The sequence below is a fragment of the Pseudomonas sp. HD57-3 genome, assembly GCF_056113135.1.
This window is the reverse complement of sequence record NZ_CM148568.1, coordinates 793,637-811,484: the sequence shown is the minus strand read 5'-3', so window position 1 is coordinate 811,484 and position 17,848 is coordinate 793,637. Positions and strand designations below refer to the sequence as shown.

The 17,848-nt window shown below is 61.7% G+C and carries 14 protein-coding genes and 1 riboswitch; of the genes, 7 read left to right on the top strand and 7 right to left on the bottom strand.

Features of this window, described 5'->3' with window-relative positions; translation table 11 throughout:
- Positions 1-115: 115 nt before the first annotated feature.
- On the bottom strand, positions 116-2,005 hold the full coding sequence (thiC, locus tag AC0R79_RS03605; protein ID WP_375745088.1) for a phosphomethylpyrimidine synthase ThiC: 1,890 nt from the start codon (positions 2,003-2,005) through the stop codon (positions 116-118).
- A gap of 146 nt (positions 2,006-2,151) precedes the next feature.
- A riboswitch (TPP riboswitch) is annotated at positions 2,152-2,257 on the bottom strand.
- A gap of 196 nt (positions 2,258-2,453) precedes the next feature.
- Between thiC and AC0R79_RS03600 the strand changes: the two genes are divergently transcribed.
- A complete protein-coding gene (locus AC0R79_RS03600; protein ID WP_085608475.1) occupies positions 2,454-3,887 on the top strand; it encodes a TolC family outer membrane protein in 1,434 nt (477 codons plus the stop codon).
- Positions 3,888-3,918: 31 nt separating this feature from the next.
- On the opposite strand, the gene waaA is transcribed toward AC0R79_RS03600, so the two are convergent.
- Together waaA and AC0R79_RS03590 are read right to left on the bottom strand one after the other, a co-directional pair.
- Positions 3,919-5,199 carry a lipid IV(A) 3-deoxy-D-manno-octulosonic acid transferase gene (gene waaA, locus AC0R79_RS03595; protein ID WP_474733234.1) on the bottom strand — a complete coding sequence of 427 codons (1,281 nt, stop codon included), beginning with the start codon at positions 5,197-5,199 and terminating at the stop codon, positions 3,919-3,921.
- Positions 5,200-5,210: 11 nt separating this feature from the next.
- Entirely contained in the window at positions 5,211-6,113 is a 903-nt protein-coding gene (locus AC0R79_RS03590; protein WP_127796731.1) for a LysR family transcriptional regulator, read from the bottom strand.
- A gap of 102 nt (positions 6,114-6,215) precedes the next feature.
- Between AC0R79_RS03590 and AC0R79_RS03585 the strand changes: the two genes are divergently transcribed.
- The 4 genes from AC0R79_RS03585 (at position 6,216) to AC0R79_RS03570 (ending at position 9,662) form a co-directional block, all read left to right on the top strand.
- Positions 6,216-6,548, top strand: coding sequence for a DMT family transporter (locus tag AC0R79_RS03585; RefSeq protein WP_085608473.1), 333 nt, complete (start codon positions 6,216-6,218; stop codon positions 6,546-6,548).
- 129 nt (positions 6,549-6,677) lie between these two features.
- A complete protein-coding gene (locus tag AC0R79_RS03580) occupies positions 6,678-7,853 on the top strand; it encodes an NAD(P)/FAD-dependent oxidoreductase (RefSeq protein ID WP_127796730.1) in 1,176 nt (391 codons plus the stop codon).
- Positions 7,850-8,662, top strand: coding sequence for an aldo/keto reductase (locus AC0R79_RS03575; RefSeq protein ID WP_011332151.1), 813 nt, complete (start codon positions 7,850-7,852; stop codon positions 8,660-8,662). Before AC0R79_RS03580 ends, AC0R79_RS03575 begins: the two co-directional genes overlap by 4 nt.
- 31 nt (positions 8,663-8,693) lie before the next feature.
- Positions 8,694-9,662 (top strand): metal ABC transporter ATPase, encoded by a 969-nt coding sequence (locus tag AC0R79_RS03570; protein ID WP_127796729.1) that lies wholly within the window; start codon positions 8,694-8,696, stop codon positions 9,660-9,662.
- A gap of 66 nt (positions 9,663-9,728) precedes the next feature.
- On the opposite strand, the gene hldE is transcribed toward AC0R79_RS03570, so the two are convergent.
- From hldE to msbA, 4 genes are all read right to left on the bottom strand, one after another.
- Complete coding sequence (gene hldE, locus AC0R79_RS03565) at positions 9,729-11,153, bottom strand: bifunctional D-glycero-beta-D-manno-heptose-7-phosphate kinase/D-glycero-beta-D-manno-heptose 1-phosphate adenylyltransferase HldE (RefSeq protein WP_007952241.1); 1,425 nt, start codon at positions 11,151-11,153, stop codon at positions 9,729-9,731.
- Positions 11,154-11,255: 102 nt separating this feature from the next.
- Positions 11,256-11,867: an adenylyl-sulfate kinase gene (gene cysC, locus AC0R79_RS03560; protein ID WP_474733226.1), complete on the bottom strand. Its 612-nt coding sequence runs from the start codon at positions 11,865-11,867 to the stop codon at positions 11,256-11,258.
- Entirely contained in the window at positions 11,860-12,564 is a 705-nt protein-coding gene (locus AC0R79_RS03555) for a sulfotransferase family 2 domain-containing protein (protein ID WP_007952246.1), read from the bottom strand. The genes cysC and AC0R79_RS03555 overlap by 8 nt, the downstream gene beginning before the upstream one ends.
- A gap of 234 nt (positions 12,565-12,798) precedes the next feature.
- A complete protein-coding gene (gene msbA, locus AC0R79_RS03550) occupies positions 12,799-14,601 on the bottom strand; it encodes a lipid A export permease/ATP-binding protein MsbA (RefSeq protein WP_007952248.1) in 1,803 nt (600 codons plus the stop codon).
- A gap of 154 nt (positions 14,602-14,755) precedes the next feature.
- On the opposite strand from msbA, the gene AC0R79_RS03545 reads away from it, so the two are divergent.
- Both AC0R79_RS03545 and AC0R79_RS03540 read left to right on the top strand, forming a co-directional pair.
- Entirely contained in the window at positions 14,756-16,618 is a 1,863-nt protein-coding gene (locus AC0R79_RS03545; RefSeq protein WP_127796726.1) for a bifunctional O-antigen ligase/aminoglycoside phosphotransferase family protein, read from the top strand.
- A gap of 2 nt (positions 16,619-16,620) precedes the next feature.
- Entirely contained in the window at positions 16,621-17,844 is a 1,224-nt protein-coding gene (locus tag AC0R79_RS03540) for an acyltransferase family protein (protein ID WP_127796725.1), read from the top strand.
- The last annotated feature ends 4 nt before the right edge of the window (positions 17,845-17,848 follow it).

The following is a 17,848-nucleotide window of genomic DNA, read 5'->3' as shown; positions in this document are numbered from 1 at the left end:
CGTCGAGGCGTCGAACCGTCCGCGTGGGAATGCAGCCCGTGACGCTCCGCGTCACTGGACGCGGAGCGTCCCTAGAGGCATTCCCACGCAGAGCGTGGGAACGATCAGTGCGGGATCAAACCTTCTTGTACAGCTGACTGCCTTCCTTCTTGAACCGCTCGGCCTGTTCCGCAAGGCCCTGGGCGACGTCCACGTCGACCGCGTCGATCCGCTGGTTGGCCGCGTATTCGCGGACTTCCTGAGTGATCTTCATCGAGCAGAATTTCGGCCCGCACATCGAACAGAAATGCGCGACCTTCGCCGAGTCCTTCGGCAGGGTTTCATCGTGATACGAACGAGCGGTGTCCGGGTCCAGGCCGAGGTTGAACTGGTCTTCCCAACGGAATTCGAAACGCGCCTTGCTCAAGGCGTTGTCGCGGATCTGCGCGCCCGGATGCCCCTTGGCCAGGTCCGCTGCGTGGGCCGCGATCTTGTAGGTGATGATCCCGGTCTTCACGTCATCCTTGTTCGGCAGACCCAGGTGTTCCTTCGGCGTCACGTAGCAGAGCATCGCGCAACCGAACCAGCCGATCATCGCCGCACCGATGCCGGAGGTGATGTGGTCGTAGCCCGGTGCAATGTCGGTGGTCAGCGGGCCGAGGGTGTAGAACGGCGCCTCGTCGCAACACTCCAGCTGCTTGTCCATGTTCTCTTTGATCAACTGCATCGGCACGTGGCCCGGGCCTTCGATCATGCATTGCACGTCGTGCTTCCAGGCGATCTTGGTCAGCTCACCGAGGGTTTCCAGTTCGCCGAATTGCGCTTCGTCGTTGGCGTCGGCAATCGAGCCCGGACGCAGACCGTCGCCCAGCGAGAAGCTGACGTCGTAGGCCTTCATGATTTCGCAGATTTCGTCGAAGTGGGTGTAGAGGAAGTTCTCTTTGTGGTGCGCCAGGCACCACTTGGCCATGATCGAACCGCCACGGGAGACGATGCCGGTCACGCGTTTGGCGGTCAGCGGCACGTAGCGCAGCAACACGCCGGCGTGGATGGTGAAGTAGTCGACGCCCTGCTCCGCCTGCTCGATCAGCGTGTCGCGGAACAGCTCCCAAGTCAGGTCTTCGGCCACGCCGTTGACCTTTTCCAGCGCCTGATAAATCGGCACGGTGCCGATCGGCACTGGCGAGTTACGGATGATCCACTCGCGGGTTTCGTGGATGTGCTTGCCGGTGGACAAGTCCATCACGGTGTCCGAACCCCAGCGAATGCCCCAGGTCAGTTTCGCCACTTCTTCTTCGATGGACGAACCCAGCGCGCTGTTGCCGATGTTGCCGTTGATCTTCACCAGGAAGTTACGGCCGATGATCATCGGTTCCAGTTCGACGTGGTTGATGTTGGCCGGAATGATCGCGCGGCCACGGGCGATTTCTTCGCGGACGAATTCAGGGGTGATTTCTTTCGGGATGCTCGCGCCGAAGCTGTGGCCGGCGTGCTGCTGCTTCAACAGACCGGCAGCGCGGGCCTCTTGCAGCTTCATGTTTTCGCGGATGGCGACGTATTCCATCTCGGCGGTGATGATGCCTTTGCGCGCGTAGTGCATCTGGGTGACGTTGGCCCCGGCCTTGGCGCGGCGCGGGTTGTTGACGTGGGCGAAACGCAGTTTGGTCAGTTCTGCGTCTGCAAGACGTTGCTGGCCGAAGTTCGAGCTCAGGCCTGGCAGGCGCTCGGTGTCGCCACGGTCGTCGATCCACGCCGAACGCACGTCGCCCAGACCTTTGCGCACGTCGATCACCACGTTCGGATCGGTGTACGGGCCGGAGGTGTCGTAGACGGTGACCGGCGCATTGATTTCGCCGCCGAAGTCGGTCGGGGTCACATCGAGGGTGATTTCGCGCATCGGCACGCGGATGTCCGGGCGGGAGCCCTGAACGTAGACTTTTTGCGAACGGGTGAACGGTTGAACCGACTGTTCGTCGACCTTGGCCGAGTCACTCAGGTTGATCGCGTTTTTAGATTTTGTAGTCATCACGGGCTCTCCAGACAGCATCCAGGCAGTGGATTGTCGGAGCAGAACCTGAAAGGCACGGACGCACCAGGACTGGTGCTGTGCATCGTCGTCGAGCGTTCGATTGTCGAACAATATCCCGGACGAAGCACAAGAGGACTCGCCGGGTGACGAGAAATCTTGTTCCCTACGCAGGCGCTAACCTGATCAGGTTCAACGGGATCCGAAATTATTCGATCTCAGCCTCATAGCAAGGCACCCCGACAAGAACCCGGCCAGTCTAGACACAACCGGCAAAGAACGCCAACACCGCTGCAAACACCATGATGAATGGCGCAATTGGCAGATTGTTGCCTGCCGCCTGCGCAACTACACTCGCTACGCCATGCTGCGCCTTGACGCTGCACGGGCCGCGCCTTACCTTTGGCGCCCGGATTATTTCCATAATATTCATGCTAGGGATCGCCTCATGCTGCGCAAACTCTCACTGGCTGTTGCCGTGTCTTGTGCGTCCACCGCCACGGTCTGGGCAGCAGAAGCGCCTTTATCGACCAAGACTGATCTGGTCAGCGTTTATCAGGAAGCGGTCGACAACAACGCCGACCTGGCCGCCGCCCGCGCCCAGTACGGCGCGCAGAAAGAAGTCGTGCCCCAGGCCCGCGCCGGGCTGCTGCCGAACTTGTCCGGTGGCGCCCAGGTCGCCAATGTGCGCACCGACATCGATCAGCCGTCGGCCGTCGCCAACCGCAGCGCCCAGTCGTATCAGGCGACCTTGGCGCAACCGCTGTTCCGCGCCGATCGCTGGTTCCAGTACCAGGCCGCCAAGGACGTCAACGAGCAGGCCGCGCTGCAACTCTCGGCCACCGAGCAGAACCTGATCCTGCAAACCGCCGAAAGCTACTTCAACGTGCTGCGCAGCCAGGACAACCTGGCCTCGACCAAGGCCGAGGAAGCCGCGTTCAAGCGCCAGCTCGACCAGTCCAACGAGCGCTTCGATGTGGGCCTGTCGGACAAGACCGACGTGCTGCAATCGCAAGCCAGTTACGACACTGCCCGCGCCAACCGGATCGTCGCCCAGCGTCAGGTCGATGATGCGTTCGAAGCCCTGATCACCCTGACCAACCGTCAGTACAACTCGATCCAGGGCATCGTCCACACGTTGCCGATCCTGCCGCCGGCGCCGAACGACGCCAAGGCCTGGGTCGATACCGCCGCGAAACAGAACCTCAATCTGCTGGCCAGCAACTACGCGGTCAGCTCCGCCGAACAGACCTTGAAACAGCGCAAGGCCGGCCACCTGCCGACCCTCGACGCCGTGGCGAAATACGAGAAAGGCGACAACGATTCGTTTGGCTTCAGCAACCCGAATGCTTTCGGCACGCCGTATGGCGGCAACGTCGAACAACGCACCCTGGCGTTGCAGGTGAACATCCCGATCTACAGCGGCGGGCTGACCAGCTCCCAGGTGCGCCAGTCTTACGCGCAACTGGATCAGACCGAACAGCAACGTGAAGGCCTGCGCCGGCAGATCGTCGAGAACACCCGCAACCTGCACCGCGCGGTGAACACCGACGTCGAGCAGGTACAGGCGCGCCGCCAGTCGATCATCTCCAACCAGAGCGCGGTGGAAGCCACGGAAATCGGTTATCAGGTGGGGACGCGCAACATCGTCGACGTACTCGACGCCCAGCGTCAGCTGTACACCTCGGTGCGCAACTACAACAACACCCGCTACGACTACATCCTCGACAACCTGCGCCTGAAGCAGGCGGCGGGGACGCTGAACCCGGGTGATTTGCAGGATCTGACGCGTTATCTGAAAGCCGACTACAACCCGGACAAGGATTTCCTGCCGCCGGACCTGGCCAAGGCTGCGGAAGCACAGCTCAAGGCCCGGCCTTAAACAAAAAACGCAGCCCTGAGGCTGCGTTTTTTTATGGGCGGTCGATCAACCTTCCCAGGCCATCGAGCAAGCGCTGCAACGCGCCCTGATTGCGGCGCATCACGCTCAGCCCGGCTTCTGCCATGCGCTGTGCATCGCGCGGCAGTTCGAACAGACGCTGCACTTCTGTCGCCAGACCTTCGGCGTCGTCAACCTCGGCCAAGGCTCCTGCGCTGCGCAGTTGCGCAGCGATGTCGAGGAAGTTGAACAGATGCGGGCCGCTGATCACCGGTTTCGCCAGCGCTGCCGGCTCCAGCAGGTTGTGTCCGCCGTTGGCTACCAGACTGCCGCCGACAAACGCACTGTCGGCCAATGCGTAGAGAAACAGCAACTCGCCCATGGTGTCGCCGAGCAGCACCGACGTCTGCGCATCGACGCTCGCGCCGGTCGAACGACGCACCGTGGCAAAGCCTTCACGCTGGCACAACTCGAACACCGAGTTGAAACGCTCGGGGTGACGCGGCACCAGAATCAGCAGCGCATCGGGATGGTTGGCCAACAGGCGACGGTGAGCATTCAGCACCACTTCGTCTTCGCCTTCATGGGTGCTGGCGGCGATCCATACCGGGCGCTCCAGCGCCTGCCATTGGCCGCGCAGTTCTGCGGCACGTTGCAGCAGTTGCGGATCGATGGTCAGGTCAAACTTGATCGAGCCGGTGACTTCGACTGTCTCAGGGCGCGCGCCGAGATCACGGAAGCGCTGGGCTTCGGCTTCGGTCTGCACGGCGAACAGGCTCATCTCGGCGAGCATCGGCGCGGTCAGTTTGCTGAACCGGCCATAGCCTTTGGCCGAGCGCTCGGACAGGCGCCCGTTGGCCAGCGCCACCGGAATCCCGCGTTTGGCGCATTGGTGAATGTGGTTGGGCCACAGTTCGGTTTCCATGATCACCGCCAGTTTCGGCTGCACGCGATCCAGAAAACGCGCCGCCGCGCAGGGCAAGTCGTAGGGCAAGTAGCAATGCTGGATGCGCGGCTCGTTGGCGAACATCGCGTGAATGCGCTCCGAACCGGTCGGCGTCATGCAGGTCACGGTGATCGGCAGCTGTGGATAACGTTGCAGCAGCGCGCGGATCATCGGCGCGGCGGCGATGCTTTCGCCCACCGACACGGCGTGAACCCAAATGCCGCCCGGTTGCAGGGTCGGCATGCCGTAGGAGAAACGTTCGCCAATCCGCTTGGCATACGCCGGTGCCTTGCGCGAGCGCAGCCACAGCCGAATCGCCACCAATGGCAGCCCCAGGTAAAACAGCGCGGTGTAGAGAGTTCTATTCATGGCGGCGGAGTTTATCGGCTTTTGCCGGCGATCGCCCGCAGGTGTATGGCAAATCGCTCCGCCAGCCAGCGAGCGGCCGGCCCCAGCGGTTCGTCGCGGCGCCAGACCAGTTCCACCACCAGCGCCGGCGGCGTCCATTCGCTGTCGAGTTCCACCATCAGGCCCTGATACGCCGAGTACTGCACCACGTGGCGCGGCAGCCAGGCCCAGCCGAGGTCGCGCACCAGCCATTCGGCCATCACGTAAAAACTGTCGGCGCGCCAGACCTGCGGGCTGGCCGGTTCGCTGCCGGGATAGACGCTGGTCTGAGTCGACATCAGCAATTGCCGATGTTGAGCAAGCTGCTGACAGTTGACCCGGGATTGCGCGGCCAGCGGATGATTGACGCCGCAGACCGTGACCATTTCCACGCTGCCCAGCACCCGACGTTCCAGCGCTTCGGGGATTTCGTCGTGATAGAACAGCAGCCCGAGATCGGCCCGACGCTCCACCAGTTTGCGCGAGACTTCACCCTGGGCGGCGCTGGTCAGTTGCACCTCCAGACTCGGAAACTGCTCGGCCAGCGCGCCGAAGCTTTCCACCAGCGCCTGATAAGGCATCGCCTCGTCCTGGGCCACCCGCAGTTGCGCTTCCTGCCCGCGCATCATGGCCACGGCCCGACCGTTCAGGCGCTCGCACTGGCGCAACACTTCACGCGCCTCTTCAAGCAAAGCTTCACCCGTTTCGGTAAGACTCGGCTGGCGACCACTGCTACGCTCGAACAGACTGACACCGAGGTCGTCCTCGAGCATGGCAATCGCGCTGCTGATCGCCGACTGCGCCTTGCGTTGCTGACGCGCCACGGCGGAAAACGAACGCTGTTCAGCCACCGCGACAAACACCCGCAACTGCTCCAGATTCCACTGCATGCTCATCGGCCAACCCATCTTGTAAACAGATAGGTAATGACTTTACCCCATCTGGTGAATCACTAGAATGCCGCCTCAGAAAGCAACGCTACACACGAGGATTTGAACATGAACGCTTACGTCTACCTGGCCATCGCCATCTGTGCCGAAGTGATCGCGACCGTTTCGATGAAAGCCGTCAAAGGTTTCAGCACGCCTTTGCCACTGGTGCTGGTCATCGTCGGCTACGCCATCGCGTTCTGGATGCTGACCCTGGTGGTGCGCAGCGTGCCGGTGGGCGTGGCCTACGCGGTGTGGGCCGGCATGGGCATCGTGATGGTCAGCGTCGCGGCGCTTTTCATTTATGGGCAGAAGCTGGATGTCCCGGCAATGCTCGGGATGGCGCTGATCGTGCTCGGCGTGGTGGTGATTCAGCTGTTCTCGAAAACCGCCGGCCATTAATCCTGACCTAAGCCCTTGCAGGCAATCGTGCCGGCAAGGGCTCATGCCTTCCCTCTGTTGATCATCGACAAATCCCCTTTTCCCCGAGTCTGTATACTGCGCCCTCGTCTTGAACACTGAGGTCGTTGCATGCCATCTCCAATTTCCACCGACGTGCTGATTGTCGGCGCGGGTGTCGCCGGTCTCTGGCTGAACGCGCGCCTGCGTCGCCAGGGTTTCTCGACCGTGCTGGTGGAAAGCGCCAGCCTCGGCGGCGGGCAGAGCGTGAAGTCCCAGGGCATCATCCACGGCGGCGCCAAGTACGCGTTGCACGGTGCGCTGACCGGCGCCTCGGAAGCCATCGCCGACATGCCGCGCCGCTGGCGTGAAGCCCTGGCCGGTAACGGCGAACTGGATCTGAGCGGCGTGCGCCTGCTGTCCGAAGCCCATTACCTGTGGTCGCCGGGCACCCTGGCCGGCAACCTCACCAGTTTCTTCGCCAGCAAAGCGGTGCGTGGCCGGGTCGATCAGGTCAAGGGCGATCAACTGCCGCCGGCCCTGCAAGACAAACGCTTCAAGGGCAAGGTCTACCGCCTCGCCGAACTGGTGATCGATGTACCGAGCCTGATCCAGCGTCTGGCCGACCTGTCGGGTGACGGTCTGCTGGCCGGCCAGACCATCGAGCCGCTGCTGGAAAGCGGCGTGCTGGTTGGCTTGAAAGTCGATGGCCGCGAGATCTGCGCCCAGCGCATCGTGCTCAGTGCCGGTGCCGGTACCGCCGACCTGCTGACTGCTTTGGGCCTGACTCATCCGGCCATGCAACGCCGGCCACTGCACATGATCATCGCCAAGGGCCCGGGCCTGAAGCCGCTGTACGCGCACTGCCTCGGTGGCGGCACCAAACCGCGCATCACCGTGACCACCCACCCGGCCGCTGACGGTCAGTGGGTCTGGTATCTGGGCGGCGACATTGCCGAATCCGAAGGCGTGGCCCGTGAGCCGGCCGAACAGATCGCCACCGCTCAAAAAGAGCTCGGTCAGCTGTTGCCATGGATCGACCTGAGCACCGTGCAATGGGCGACCCTGCGCGTCGATCGCGCCGAACCGCTGCAAACCGGTCTTACCCGTCCGGACAACGCGTTCCTCGCTGAAGAAGGTCGTCTGCTGGTCGGCTGGCCAACCAAACTGGCCCTGGCGCCGGACTTCGCTGACCGGGTAATCGCGTCCCTGGAGCGCGACGGCATCCAGCCAAGCCAACCGGCTCCGCTGCCCGAGCTGCCAAAACCACCGATGGGCGTTCCCGCCTGGGAGCAACTGCTGCCATGAGCCTGCCGACCCTGCACGATCTGCATCGCCCGTTGGGCAGCACCGGCCTGCTGGTTTCGCCGCTGGGCCTGGGCACCGTCAAACTCGGTCGCGACCAGGGCGTGAAATACCCCAACGGCTTCCAGATCCCCGACGACGACGCCGCACGCATGTTGCTCAAGCAGGCGCGGGAGCTGGGCATTAACCTGATCGACACCGCCCCGGCCTATGGCCGCAGCGAAGAACGCCTCGGCCCACTGCTGCGCGGTCAGCGTCAGGACTGGGTGATCGTCAGCAAGGTCGGCGAAGAATTTGTCGACGGCCAGTCGACCCACGACTTCAGCGCCGCACACACTCGGATGTCGGTGGAGCGCAGCCTGCAACGTCTTGAAACCGATTTTATCGACCTGGTGCTGGTGCACTCCGACGGTAACGATCTGGCGATCCTCAACGACAGCGAAGTCTACGCAACCCTCGCGGCACTCAAGGCCGAGGGCAAGATTCGCGGCTTCGGCTTTTCCGGCAAAACCGTCGACGGTGGCCTCAAAGCACTGGAGCAAGGCGACTGCGCGATGGTCACCTACAATCTGAACGAACAAAACGAGAAGGCGGTCATTGACTATGCTGCTGCCCACGGCAAAGCCATTCTGGTGAAGAAGGCCCTGGCCAGCGGTCATGTGTGCCTGAGTCCCGGCGTGGATCCGGTACGCGCCAGCTTCGAGTTGCTGTTCGCCCAGCCCGGCGTGGCCAGTGCCATTGTCGGGACGATCAATCCGCTGCACCTCGCCCATAACGTTGCGACCGTTGCCCAGGTCCTTCGTGGTCACTGACGCCGCCTCGCGGCCTTAAGCAGGAGCCGACATGCCGCGTACGCTCATCAGAAAGAACCCGAGCAACTTCAAGACGCTGCCGCTGTTCGTCGAAGCCACGCCGGAAGGCCTGACCTACCAGAGCATGGGCATGCCGCTGAATTTCGCCCAGACCCTGCAGCGGCGCAAACCGGTCAGCGTGGCCGACGCCGAGCGTTTTGCGCTGGAGCTGGCCAACCTCGGCGTCTCGGTACGCCTGACCCTGCACTGGCAGAATCGCGATTACTGGGTGCTGGTGCGCCAGCGCCGGCAGGATCGCGGCGATGTCGTGCTCAAGCTGATTTCCGGTTACGTGCCGGCCCATGAACTGAATATCCCGCTGCACACGGCGATTCAGGAAATTGCCGAGGAATGCCTGCTGGAAACCCCGGAAGGCTGGCTCGGCGGGCGCTTCAACGACACCTGGCTGCCAGCGCCGTACGCCTCGGCGCTGCATTATCGCGAGGCCTTGCCCTTTCGCTTGACGCCGCTGTCCGGTTCGGCGCGGCCGGTGCGTTGCGCCAATCTGCAATTGCTCGAACGGCCGAGGGCCTACGTGCATTTGCCGACCGCGTCCCTGCAATTGATCTACGACCTGCGGCTGGACGTACCCAAGGAAGCCAAGAACCTCAGCCTGTTTCATGTCGATGAACGGCTGGAAGGCGATCAACTGGTCGCCCGGCTCGACCGCAAACGCCCCGATCTGTACTTGATGCCGCTGCAGGACGGCGAGCCGCTGCCTGAGCTGTACACGCTGAAGAAAGGTCAGTTGTACCCGGCGGGCACTCGCGGTCTGTACCTGGCGGAAAGCTTCGCCCGACAGGACGGCTGGCTGGTGCGCGATGAGCGGATTCGCTGGAAGGACTGGTTGCGCCAACAGGGTTTGACGCCGCCGCCCAAGGACACGGGGCTGGCGCGGTTGCGCGGCAAGGCGAAGCAACTGCTGAAGAAGATCGTGCCGCGCAAGAAAGTGAACTCCTGAACGGCAAAAGACCGCGCCTGCGAGTGACTCCAGAGAGTCGTCGCAGACGCGGTCTTTATGTTTGCATCACTCGGACTTGCGGATTTTTTCCACAATCGCCGTGGTCGAGCTGTTTTCCACCAGCCCCAGCACTTTAACGGTGCCGCCGTAGGCTTTGACGATGTCGGCGCCGACAACCTGGTCGATGCCGTAATCGCCGCCCTTCACCAGCACGTCCGGCTTGACCTCGCGCAGCAGGTTTTCCGGAGTGCCTTCAGCGAAGCTGATCACCCAGTCCACTGCACCGAGACCGGCGAGAACCGCCATGCGCCGGTCAACGCTGTTGATCGGTCGGCCCGGCCCTTTCAGGCGGCTGACCGAGGCGTCGTCGTTGATCGCAACGATCAAGCGATCGCCTTGCGCTCGCGCCTGCTCGAGGTAGGTCACGTGGCCGGCATGCAGGATGTCGAAGCAGCCGTTGGTGAACACGATCTTCTCGTTGTGCGCACGGGCATCGGCGACTGCCAGCAGCAGTTGCTCCAGACCCAGCACGCCACGCTCCGAACCTTCTTCGCGCTGAATGGCGCGACGCAGTTCCGGGGCGCTGATCGCCGCCGTACCCAGCTTGCCGACCACGATGCCCGCCGCCAGGTTGGCCAGCGCCACCGCGTGCGGCAGTTCTTCGCCAGCGGCAATCGCGGCCGCCAGGGTGGAAATCACCGTGTCACCGGCACCGGTCACGTCGAACACTTCACGGGCCCGCGCAGGCAAATGCAGTGCCGGATGATCCGGACGCAGCAGGGTCATGCCGTGCTCGCCACGGGTCACCAGCAATGCGCCGAGATCCAGGTCGTGCATCAGCGTCGCGCCCTTGGTCACCAGCTCATGCTCATCGGCGCAACCGCCGACAATGGCTTCGAACTCGCTGAGGTTCGGGGTGATCAGGCTCGCGCCACGGTAGATCGAGAAATCCTTGCCCTTCGGGTCGGCCAGCACCGGAATGCCTTTGGCACGCGCGGCCTGGATCAGCGCCTGATGGTTTTTCAGGGCGCCTTTGCCGTAGTCGGACAGCACCAGCACCTTGATCCCTTCGAGCAGATCGTCGACCTGCGCGCCGAGGGCCAGTGCGTCGGTGGCGAACGGTTCTTCGAAGTCGATACGCAGCAATTGCTGGTGCCGGCTCATGACCCGCAGCTTGACGATGGTCGGCTGGTGCGCGATGCGCTGGAACAGAGCCCGTACGCCCGCACCCTTGAGGCTGTTGCTCAGGCTGTCGGCGGCTTCGTCGTCACCGGTCACACCGACCAGCGACGCCGGCGCACCCAGCGCGGCAATGTTCAAGGCAACGTTGGCGGCACCGCCCGGGCGGTCTTCGATTTGCTCGACTTTAACGACAGGAACCGGCGCCTCAGGGGAAATCCGTGAGGTACCACCATGCCAGTAACGGTCGAGCATGACATCGCCGACCACCAAGACAGGGGCTTGATCGAATCGCGGCATGGACAACTTCATGGAGCAACCCACATACAAAATAAACAGGGCCGCGATATTAACACAGGGTTGGCGAAGGCTTGTGCGGCGGCTGCAACAGGATGAAACAGCTGGCTTTTTTGCTCATTTTTTAAGCAGAAAAGCCGCCAACCGCTCGCAGGCCTCGCTCGGCTCGACCGCTTCCGTGTCGATCCGGCACTCCGCCGCCAACGGCGCCTCGTAAGGGCTGTCGATGCCAGTGAAATGCTGGATACGACCCTGGCGCACCGCCTGATACAAACCTTTCGGATCACGGCGCTCGCACACCGTGAGCGAAGTGCTCACATGCACTTCGATGAAGTCGCCCTCGGCAAACAGTTGCCGCGCAGCATCCCGCTCGGCCCGAAACGGCGAGATCGCCGCGACGATGACGATCAGCCCCGCATCAACCATCAGCCGGGCGACTTCGGCCATGCGCCGGATGTTTTCCCGGCGAGCGGCATCGTCCATGCCCAGGTCCCGGCACAGGCCATTGCGCACGTCGTCGCCATCGAGCAGAAAGGTGTGCAACCCGAATTGATGCAGATGCAGCTCCAGCGAATTGGCCAGGGTCGACTTGCCGGCGCCGGACAGCCCGGTCAGCCACAGGCAACGCGGCCGCTGTCCCTTGAGCGCGGCTCGCGCCTGGCGGGACAGCGCAAGGCTGTAGGGGCTGATGGCAGGCCGTGTCACCAGACTGTGCAGCGCCTCATTCATAACCGAGCAACTCGTAGTCGCGCTGATAGGCCCGACGCACCAGCCGACGGGTTCGCGCCGAGCAGAACTCCCGCGCCTTCAGCGGTTGGCGCTGCCGGGAGCTGTTGACGTGCGGCAACTGACACACCATCCCCAAGCGGTCGCAAACCTGTTTGAAATCCTGTTCCAGATGTTCCTGGTAACCGATGAAGTCCAGGGCCAGATGACCCAGTGAATCGGTCAGAAAGTCGGTCTGTGCGGCAAAGTGCAGCTGCCGCGAGATCGTCTCCGGATGCAGCCAGCGTGCGACAAAATCGTCGAAATCCCGATATTGCCGAACCATCTGCTGAGCGGCGTGATCGCGCCCGCCCAAGGTGTTGCCATGCAAAAAGGCGTAAGCCGAATAGGCGCGCTCCAGCGGGTCGCGCACAAAGGCAAATTTGTAGGCCGCGGCATATTGCTCGGGAAATTGCTCTTCGTACCAGTACAACGGCAAGTGTCCGGGACGCCAGCCGTCGAACATCGCCGCGCACAAGCTGCTGCCGGCGCATTTGGGCACGTGGATAAACAGACAGTCACGCTGCTCGAAGGCGGCAGGAAAGGCCAGACTGGCCGACATCGACTTGTTCACCACTTGCCGGTCGACCACCGACAGGCGCCCCAGCAGAAAGGCCCGCTGCGGCTTGGGCAGCAATTTCCAGAGATAACGTTGCAGCATGCCAGCACCCGCGCGAAGAGGATGGCCCCTTCGATTTGAAGTCAGAGTTCGTTCAGGAACCTTAACAAGCGCGATGGCCGGTTTTATGCCGGTTTGGTCAAGAAGGGTAAAGGACTGGATACAAATGAATGTGGGAGCGAGCCTGCTCGCGATGACGCATGCACATTCAACATTGATGTTGACTGTTGCACCGTTATCGCGAGCAGGCTCGCTCCCACAGGGTTTTCGGCGGGATCAGGCGATGTCTTCGGCCGGGGCGTCGAGGCCCATGGCGTTGAGACGCGCGTAGTAGCCGTTCTGTGCCAACAGGTCGTCGTGGGTGCCGCGCTCGACGATCCGGCCCTGATCCATGACCAGAATCAGATCGGCCTTCTCGATGGTCGACAGGCGGTGAGCAATTACCAGCGTGGTACGGCCCTTCATCACTTGATCCAGGGCGGCCTGGATGTGCCGCTCGGATTCGGTGTCGAGAGCCGAGGTGGCCTCGTCGAGAATCAGCAACGGCGCGTTCTTGAGCAAGGCACGGGCAATCGCCAGACGCTGGCGCTGGCCGCCGGAGAGCAGCACGCCGTTCTCGCCGACCTGGGTGTCCAGGCCTTGGGGCAGCTGCGAAATGAAGTCCATCGCGTAGGCATCACGCGCGGCTTTCTCGATGTCTTCGCGCGGTGCCCCGGCCAGATCGCCATAGGCGATGTTGTTGGCCACGGTGTCGCTGAACAGCGTGACGTGCTGGGTCACCTGGGCAATGTGGCGGCGCAGGTTGAGCAGCTTGTACTGCTCGACTTCCACACCGTCGATCAGGATTTCGCCCTTGTCGTGGTGATAGAAGCGCGGGATCAGGTTGGCCAGGGTCGACTTGCCGCTGCCCGAACGCCCCACCAGCGCCACCATTTGCCCCGGCTCGGCCGAGAAGCTGATGTCGTCGAGTACCTGACGCTCGGTGCCCGGGTAGGTGAAGCTCAGGTTGCGCACATCGAGGCGACCGCTGACCGAGTCGCGCTCGACCGTGCCGGTATCGACTTCCGGTTCGACGTCCAGTTGCTCGAAAATGCTTTCGGCACCGGCCACGCCCTTCTGGATGGTCGAACTGACTTCGGACAACTGACGGATCGGCTTGGGCAACAAACCGGCCAGAGTGATGTAGGCCACCATGTCACCCGCCGAGGCGTCACCGCGCAGGAACAGCACCAGGAACATCAGCACCGCCATGGCGCTGTAGATCACCAGTTGCAGCATCGGCGTGTAGATCGCGCCGGTGCGGGTCATGCGCAGTTGCTTGTCGGTGTTGCTCTGGCTGGCGTCGAGGAAGCGTTTCTCCTCGTAGGCTTCACCACCGAAACTGCGCACCACGCGATAGCCCTGAATGGTTTCCGAGGCGACGTGCGTCACGTCGCCCATGGCCAGTTGGATCTTCTTGCTCTGCTTGCGGAATTTCTTGCTCGCGGTGCGCACCATCACGGCGATCAGCGGCAGGATCGCGACCATCACCAGTGTCAGCTTCCAGTTCATGAACAGCAGCGAGGCGAACAGGAAGATCACCGTCATGCCTTCACGGATTACGACCTTGATCGCATCTGTTGCCGCCCCCGTGACCATCGTCACGTTGAAGGTGATACGCGAAATCAGGTGACCGGAGTTATGCTTGTCGAAATAACGGTTGGGCAGGACCAGCAGGTTGTTGAACAACTGCACCCGCAGGTCGTGCACCAGGCCCAGGGAAACCTTGGCCAGGAAATAGTTACCCAGATAAGATCCCAGACCCTGCCACGCAGCGATCAGGATGATCAGCAGCGGCACGGCCTGCAACAGTTGCAGATCGCGCAGGTAAGGCACGGTGGGAAACAGCACCGCCTCGGGATTGGACAGACCGTCGACAAAGTACTTGAGGATGTAGCCGAGCATCGGCTGGGTCGAGGCAAAAATCAGAAAACCGACGATGCTGATCAGGAACAGACTGATGTACGGCCGGACATAGCCGAGCAGGCGGAAGTAGATTTTCAAGCTCGAAGGGCTTGCGGCGGGACTGGAGTCGGTCATATCACGCGAAAGTCGATAAAAAGGACGCTGACTTTAGCACAGCTTCTTCAGGGTTCTGGCAATCGGGCAAAGGCTGTTATTGTTAGGCATCTTTTTCAGCATCAAATAGCCATCATCGAAATGGCCGATCAACTTCAGGATTGAATCTCTCAGCATGCAACTTCGCGGCTTCAGCAGTACGTCCAATCGAATTTTCGATTTCATTAGTCTGTGGATACTTCCCGTCGGCTACTTCCTGCTCTTGTGCGCGCTGTTTTTCCTGCCGGGTCGCAGTGTTCATCACAAGCTGTTTTACGGCTTGTTCAGCATTCCGACGCTGATCGCCATCTGCTTGCGCCCGCGGGCGTTCAAGGAGTTGTTCCAGGAGCCACTGATCATCGCACTGCTGCTGTTCGTCGCCTGGGCGCTGCTCAGCCTTTGCTGGGGACCGGGGGATGAACCGATCGGCGGTATGTTCAAGCCGCCACTGCACACCTTGCTGTTGTTCGCCGGCTGCTACCTGCTGGTGCGCTATCGCAACGATATCCTCCAGCCATTGCTGTTCACGGCGGCCCTGGTTGCGCTGGTGGCCACCAGTGTCTTCCTGATCCATTTTGCCCGCACCTATGAGCCCGGGATGCGCCTGATCGGTGGTGGCGCCTTCGACAACCCGCTGCTCAGTTCTCATCTGTTCGGTTTCTTTTGTGCCTACTGGCTCAGCATCAGCATGACCTGCAAGCGTCGCCAGCTGCTCTGGCTCAGTATGCCGGCGATGGCGATCATGTTCGCGGCGGTGATCGGCACCGGTTCCAGAACCCCGCTGGTCGCCCTGACCGCGGCGGCACTCTGGCTGTGCTTCATCTGCTGGAACCGTCGTTCGCTGCTGCTGCTGGGCGCGCTGGCCACCAGCGGTGCGGTGGTCATGGCCGTGTTTTCGCAAATGATCATCGAACGTGGCGACTCCTATCGCTTCGAAATCTGGCAACTGGCCTTGAGCAAGATTTCCGATCATCCGTGGATCGGCCACGGCTATAACGCCAGCCTGTCGATCGATCCCGGTGTCGGATACAACTTTCAGGAGCCGCACAGTTTTGCGCTGGGCGTCCTCTATTACGTCGGCCTGCTGGGCCTGCTGCCTTGGCTGTTCTTCCTCGCCTGGGGACTGCTGAGCAGTTGGCGCCAGCGTGTACAGCCCTTGCTGATCGTCGCCTCGACCCTGCTGGTATTCGGTATCGGTGCGGGACTGACCGAGGGTGGCGGCATCCTCTCGCGGCCCAAGGAGCACTGGTTCCTGCTGTGGATACCGCTGGCACTGATTGCCGCACTGAGCATTAACCTGCGTGCCCGTCGCCTGCTGGACAGGCCGGTGGTAAAACGCTCGGCAGCCGACATGCAGCAGCTGAGCCAAAATGCCCGGATCATCGAAGAAGACGGCCTGGGGCCCAAAGTTCTGCGCCTGGAAGATGGCAGTTTCCTGAAACTATTCCGCCGTCGCCGCTGGTACACCTCCGGCACCTTCAATCCCTACTCCGAGCGATTTGCCGTGAACAGCGAGCAATTGCGCAGGGCAGGCATCCCGACCCCGGAGATACTGGGTCTGTATCGTCTCGAAGACGGCAGCAGCGCCGTTCATTACTCTCCTTTGCCGGGCCATACCCTGCGTCAGGTGCTGCAAGGCATCACGGCTCCCGCAGTACGCCAGGCCCTGGTGGAACGCTTTGGCAAGTTCATGGCCCAACTGCATGAACAGGGTGTGTATTTCCGCTCGTTGCACCTGGGCAACGTACTGGTGCTGGAGGATGGCGAATTCGGATTGATCGATCTGGCCGACCTGCGCATCTATCCGTCGCCCCTTAGCCTTTCATTGCGCCAACGCAACTTGCGTCACATGCAGCGCTACACGGAAGACAAGCGCTGGCTGTTCGAGGATCACTTCGATGCCCTGCTTCAGGGTTATTCGGTGACGGCCTCCAAAGCTGCGGTCGACAATCTGCACCGGCAGGTGCAACAGGGCGGTCGCCCGGCCCGGGCCCATTGATCATGACGGATACAAACCCAGTTTATGCCGCGATAGCGTATCTGCTTGCTATCGCGACTTCGGCTCTGCTCCTTCGCCTGCTACCCAAAGCGGCCACGCATTTGCAACATGCCGGCGAAAGCCGCTATGGCAGTATTGACGGCCTGCGTGGCTACCTGGCTTTTGGCGTATTCATCCATCACGCCATCATCACCTGGTTTTACCTGCGTACCGGTGTGATCGACTTTCCGCCCAGCAACTTCTACTCGCAACTGGGTCAGGCCAGCGTTGCGCTGTTTTTCATGATCACCGGTTTTCTGTTCTGGAGCCGTCTGCTCAAACAGGGCCGTGATCACGACTGGCAGGCCTTTGCGGTGTCACGGGTATTTCGGCTTTATCCTCTGTACCTGCCGCTGATGCTGATCGTGTTTGTCACGGTGTTCTACCTGCAAGGCTGGGAACTGAAGGACTCCGGTACACAACTGGCCGGACAGATACTGGCCTGGCTGACCTTCGACCGACCTGACATCAATCAGTACCCGCAGAGCGGCATGTTGATTTCCAACGTGACCTGGACGCTGGCCTATGAGGTGTTTTTCTACCTGGCACTGCCGCTGCTGGGGCTGGTGTTCATCTATCGCGGACACTGGCTGCAAGTGGCGCTCTGCCTGATCGGGATCTACACCCTGTATCAGGTGGTCGGTTGGGAGCATTCGCTGAAGAAGCACTTCCTGGCGAGTTTTCTGGGAGGGATTGCCGCAGCCTACTGGGTGCGTCGCCCGCAGCTGACGGCATGGGGTCAGACACGTCTCGCCACCGTAATAGCCCTGCTGGCTCTGGTCCTGGTGATGACGCTGTACAAACGCGCCTTCAACCTGATGCCGTTGCTGCTGTTGACCGTGTTCTTCCTGATCGTGGCCTCGGGCAACCCGCTGTTTGGCGCCCTGCGCCTGCGCAGTGTCCGCTGGCTGGGAGAGATCAGCTACAGCACCTACCTGCTACACGGTTATGTGCTCTGGATCATGGTGCAGCAACTGCCGCACTTCATACCTTTCAACCCGCAAAACCCGATCCTCTATCTGCTGTTGATGGCCGTGTGCAGTTGCCTGCTGATCGTCATCGCCAGCCTGACATTCCTGTACATCGAAAAACCGGGCATTGAAGCGGGCAGGACATTTCTGCAGTGGTTGCGCCAGAAAAGGTCCGGGTCGAAGAAGCTGGCCGAGAAAGCCGTTCAGGATCGTTGAGCAA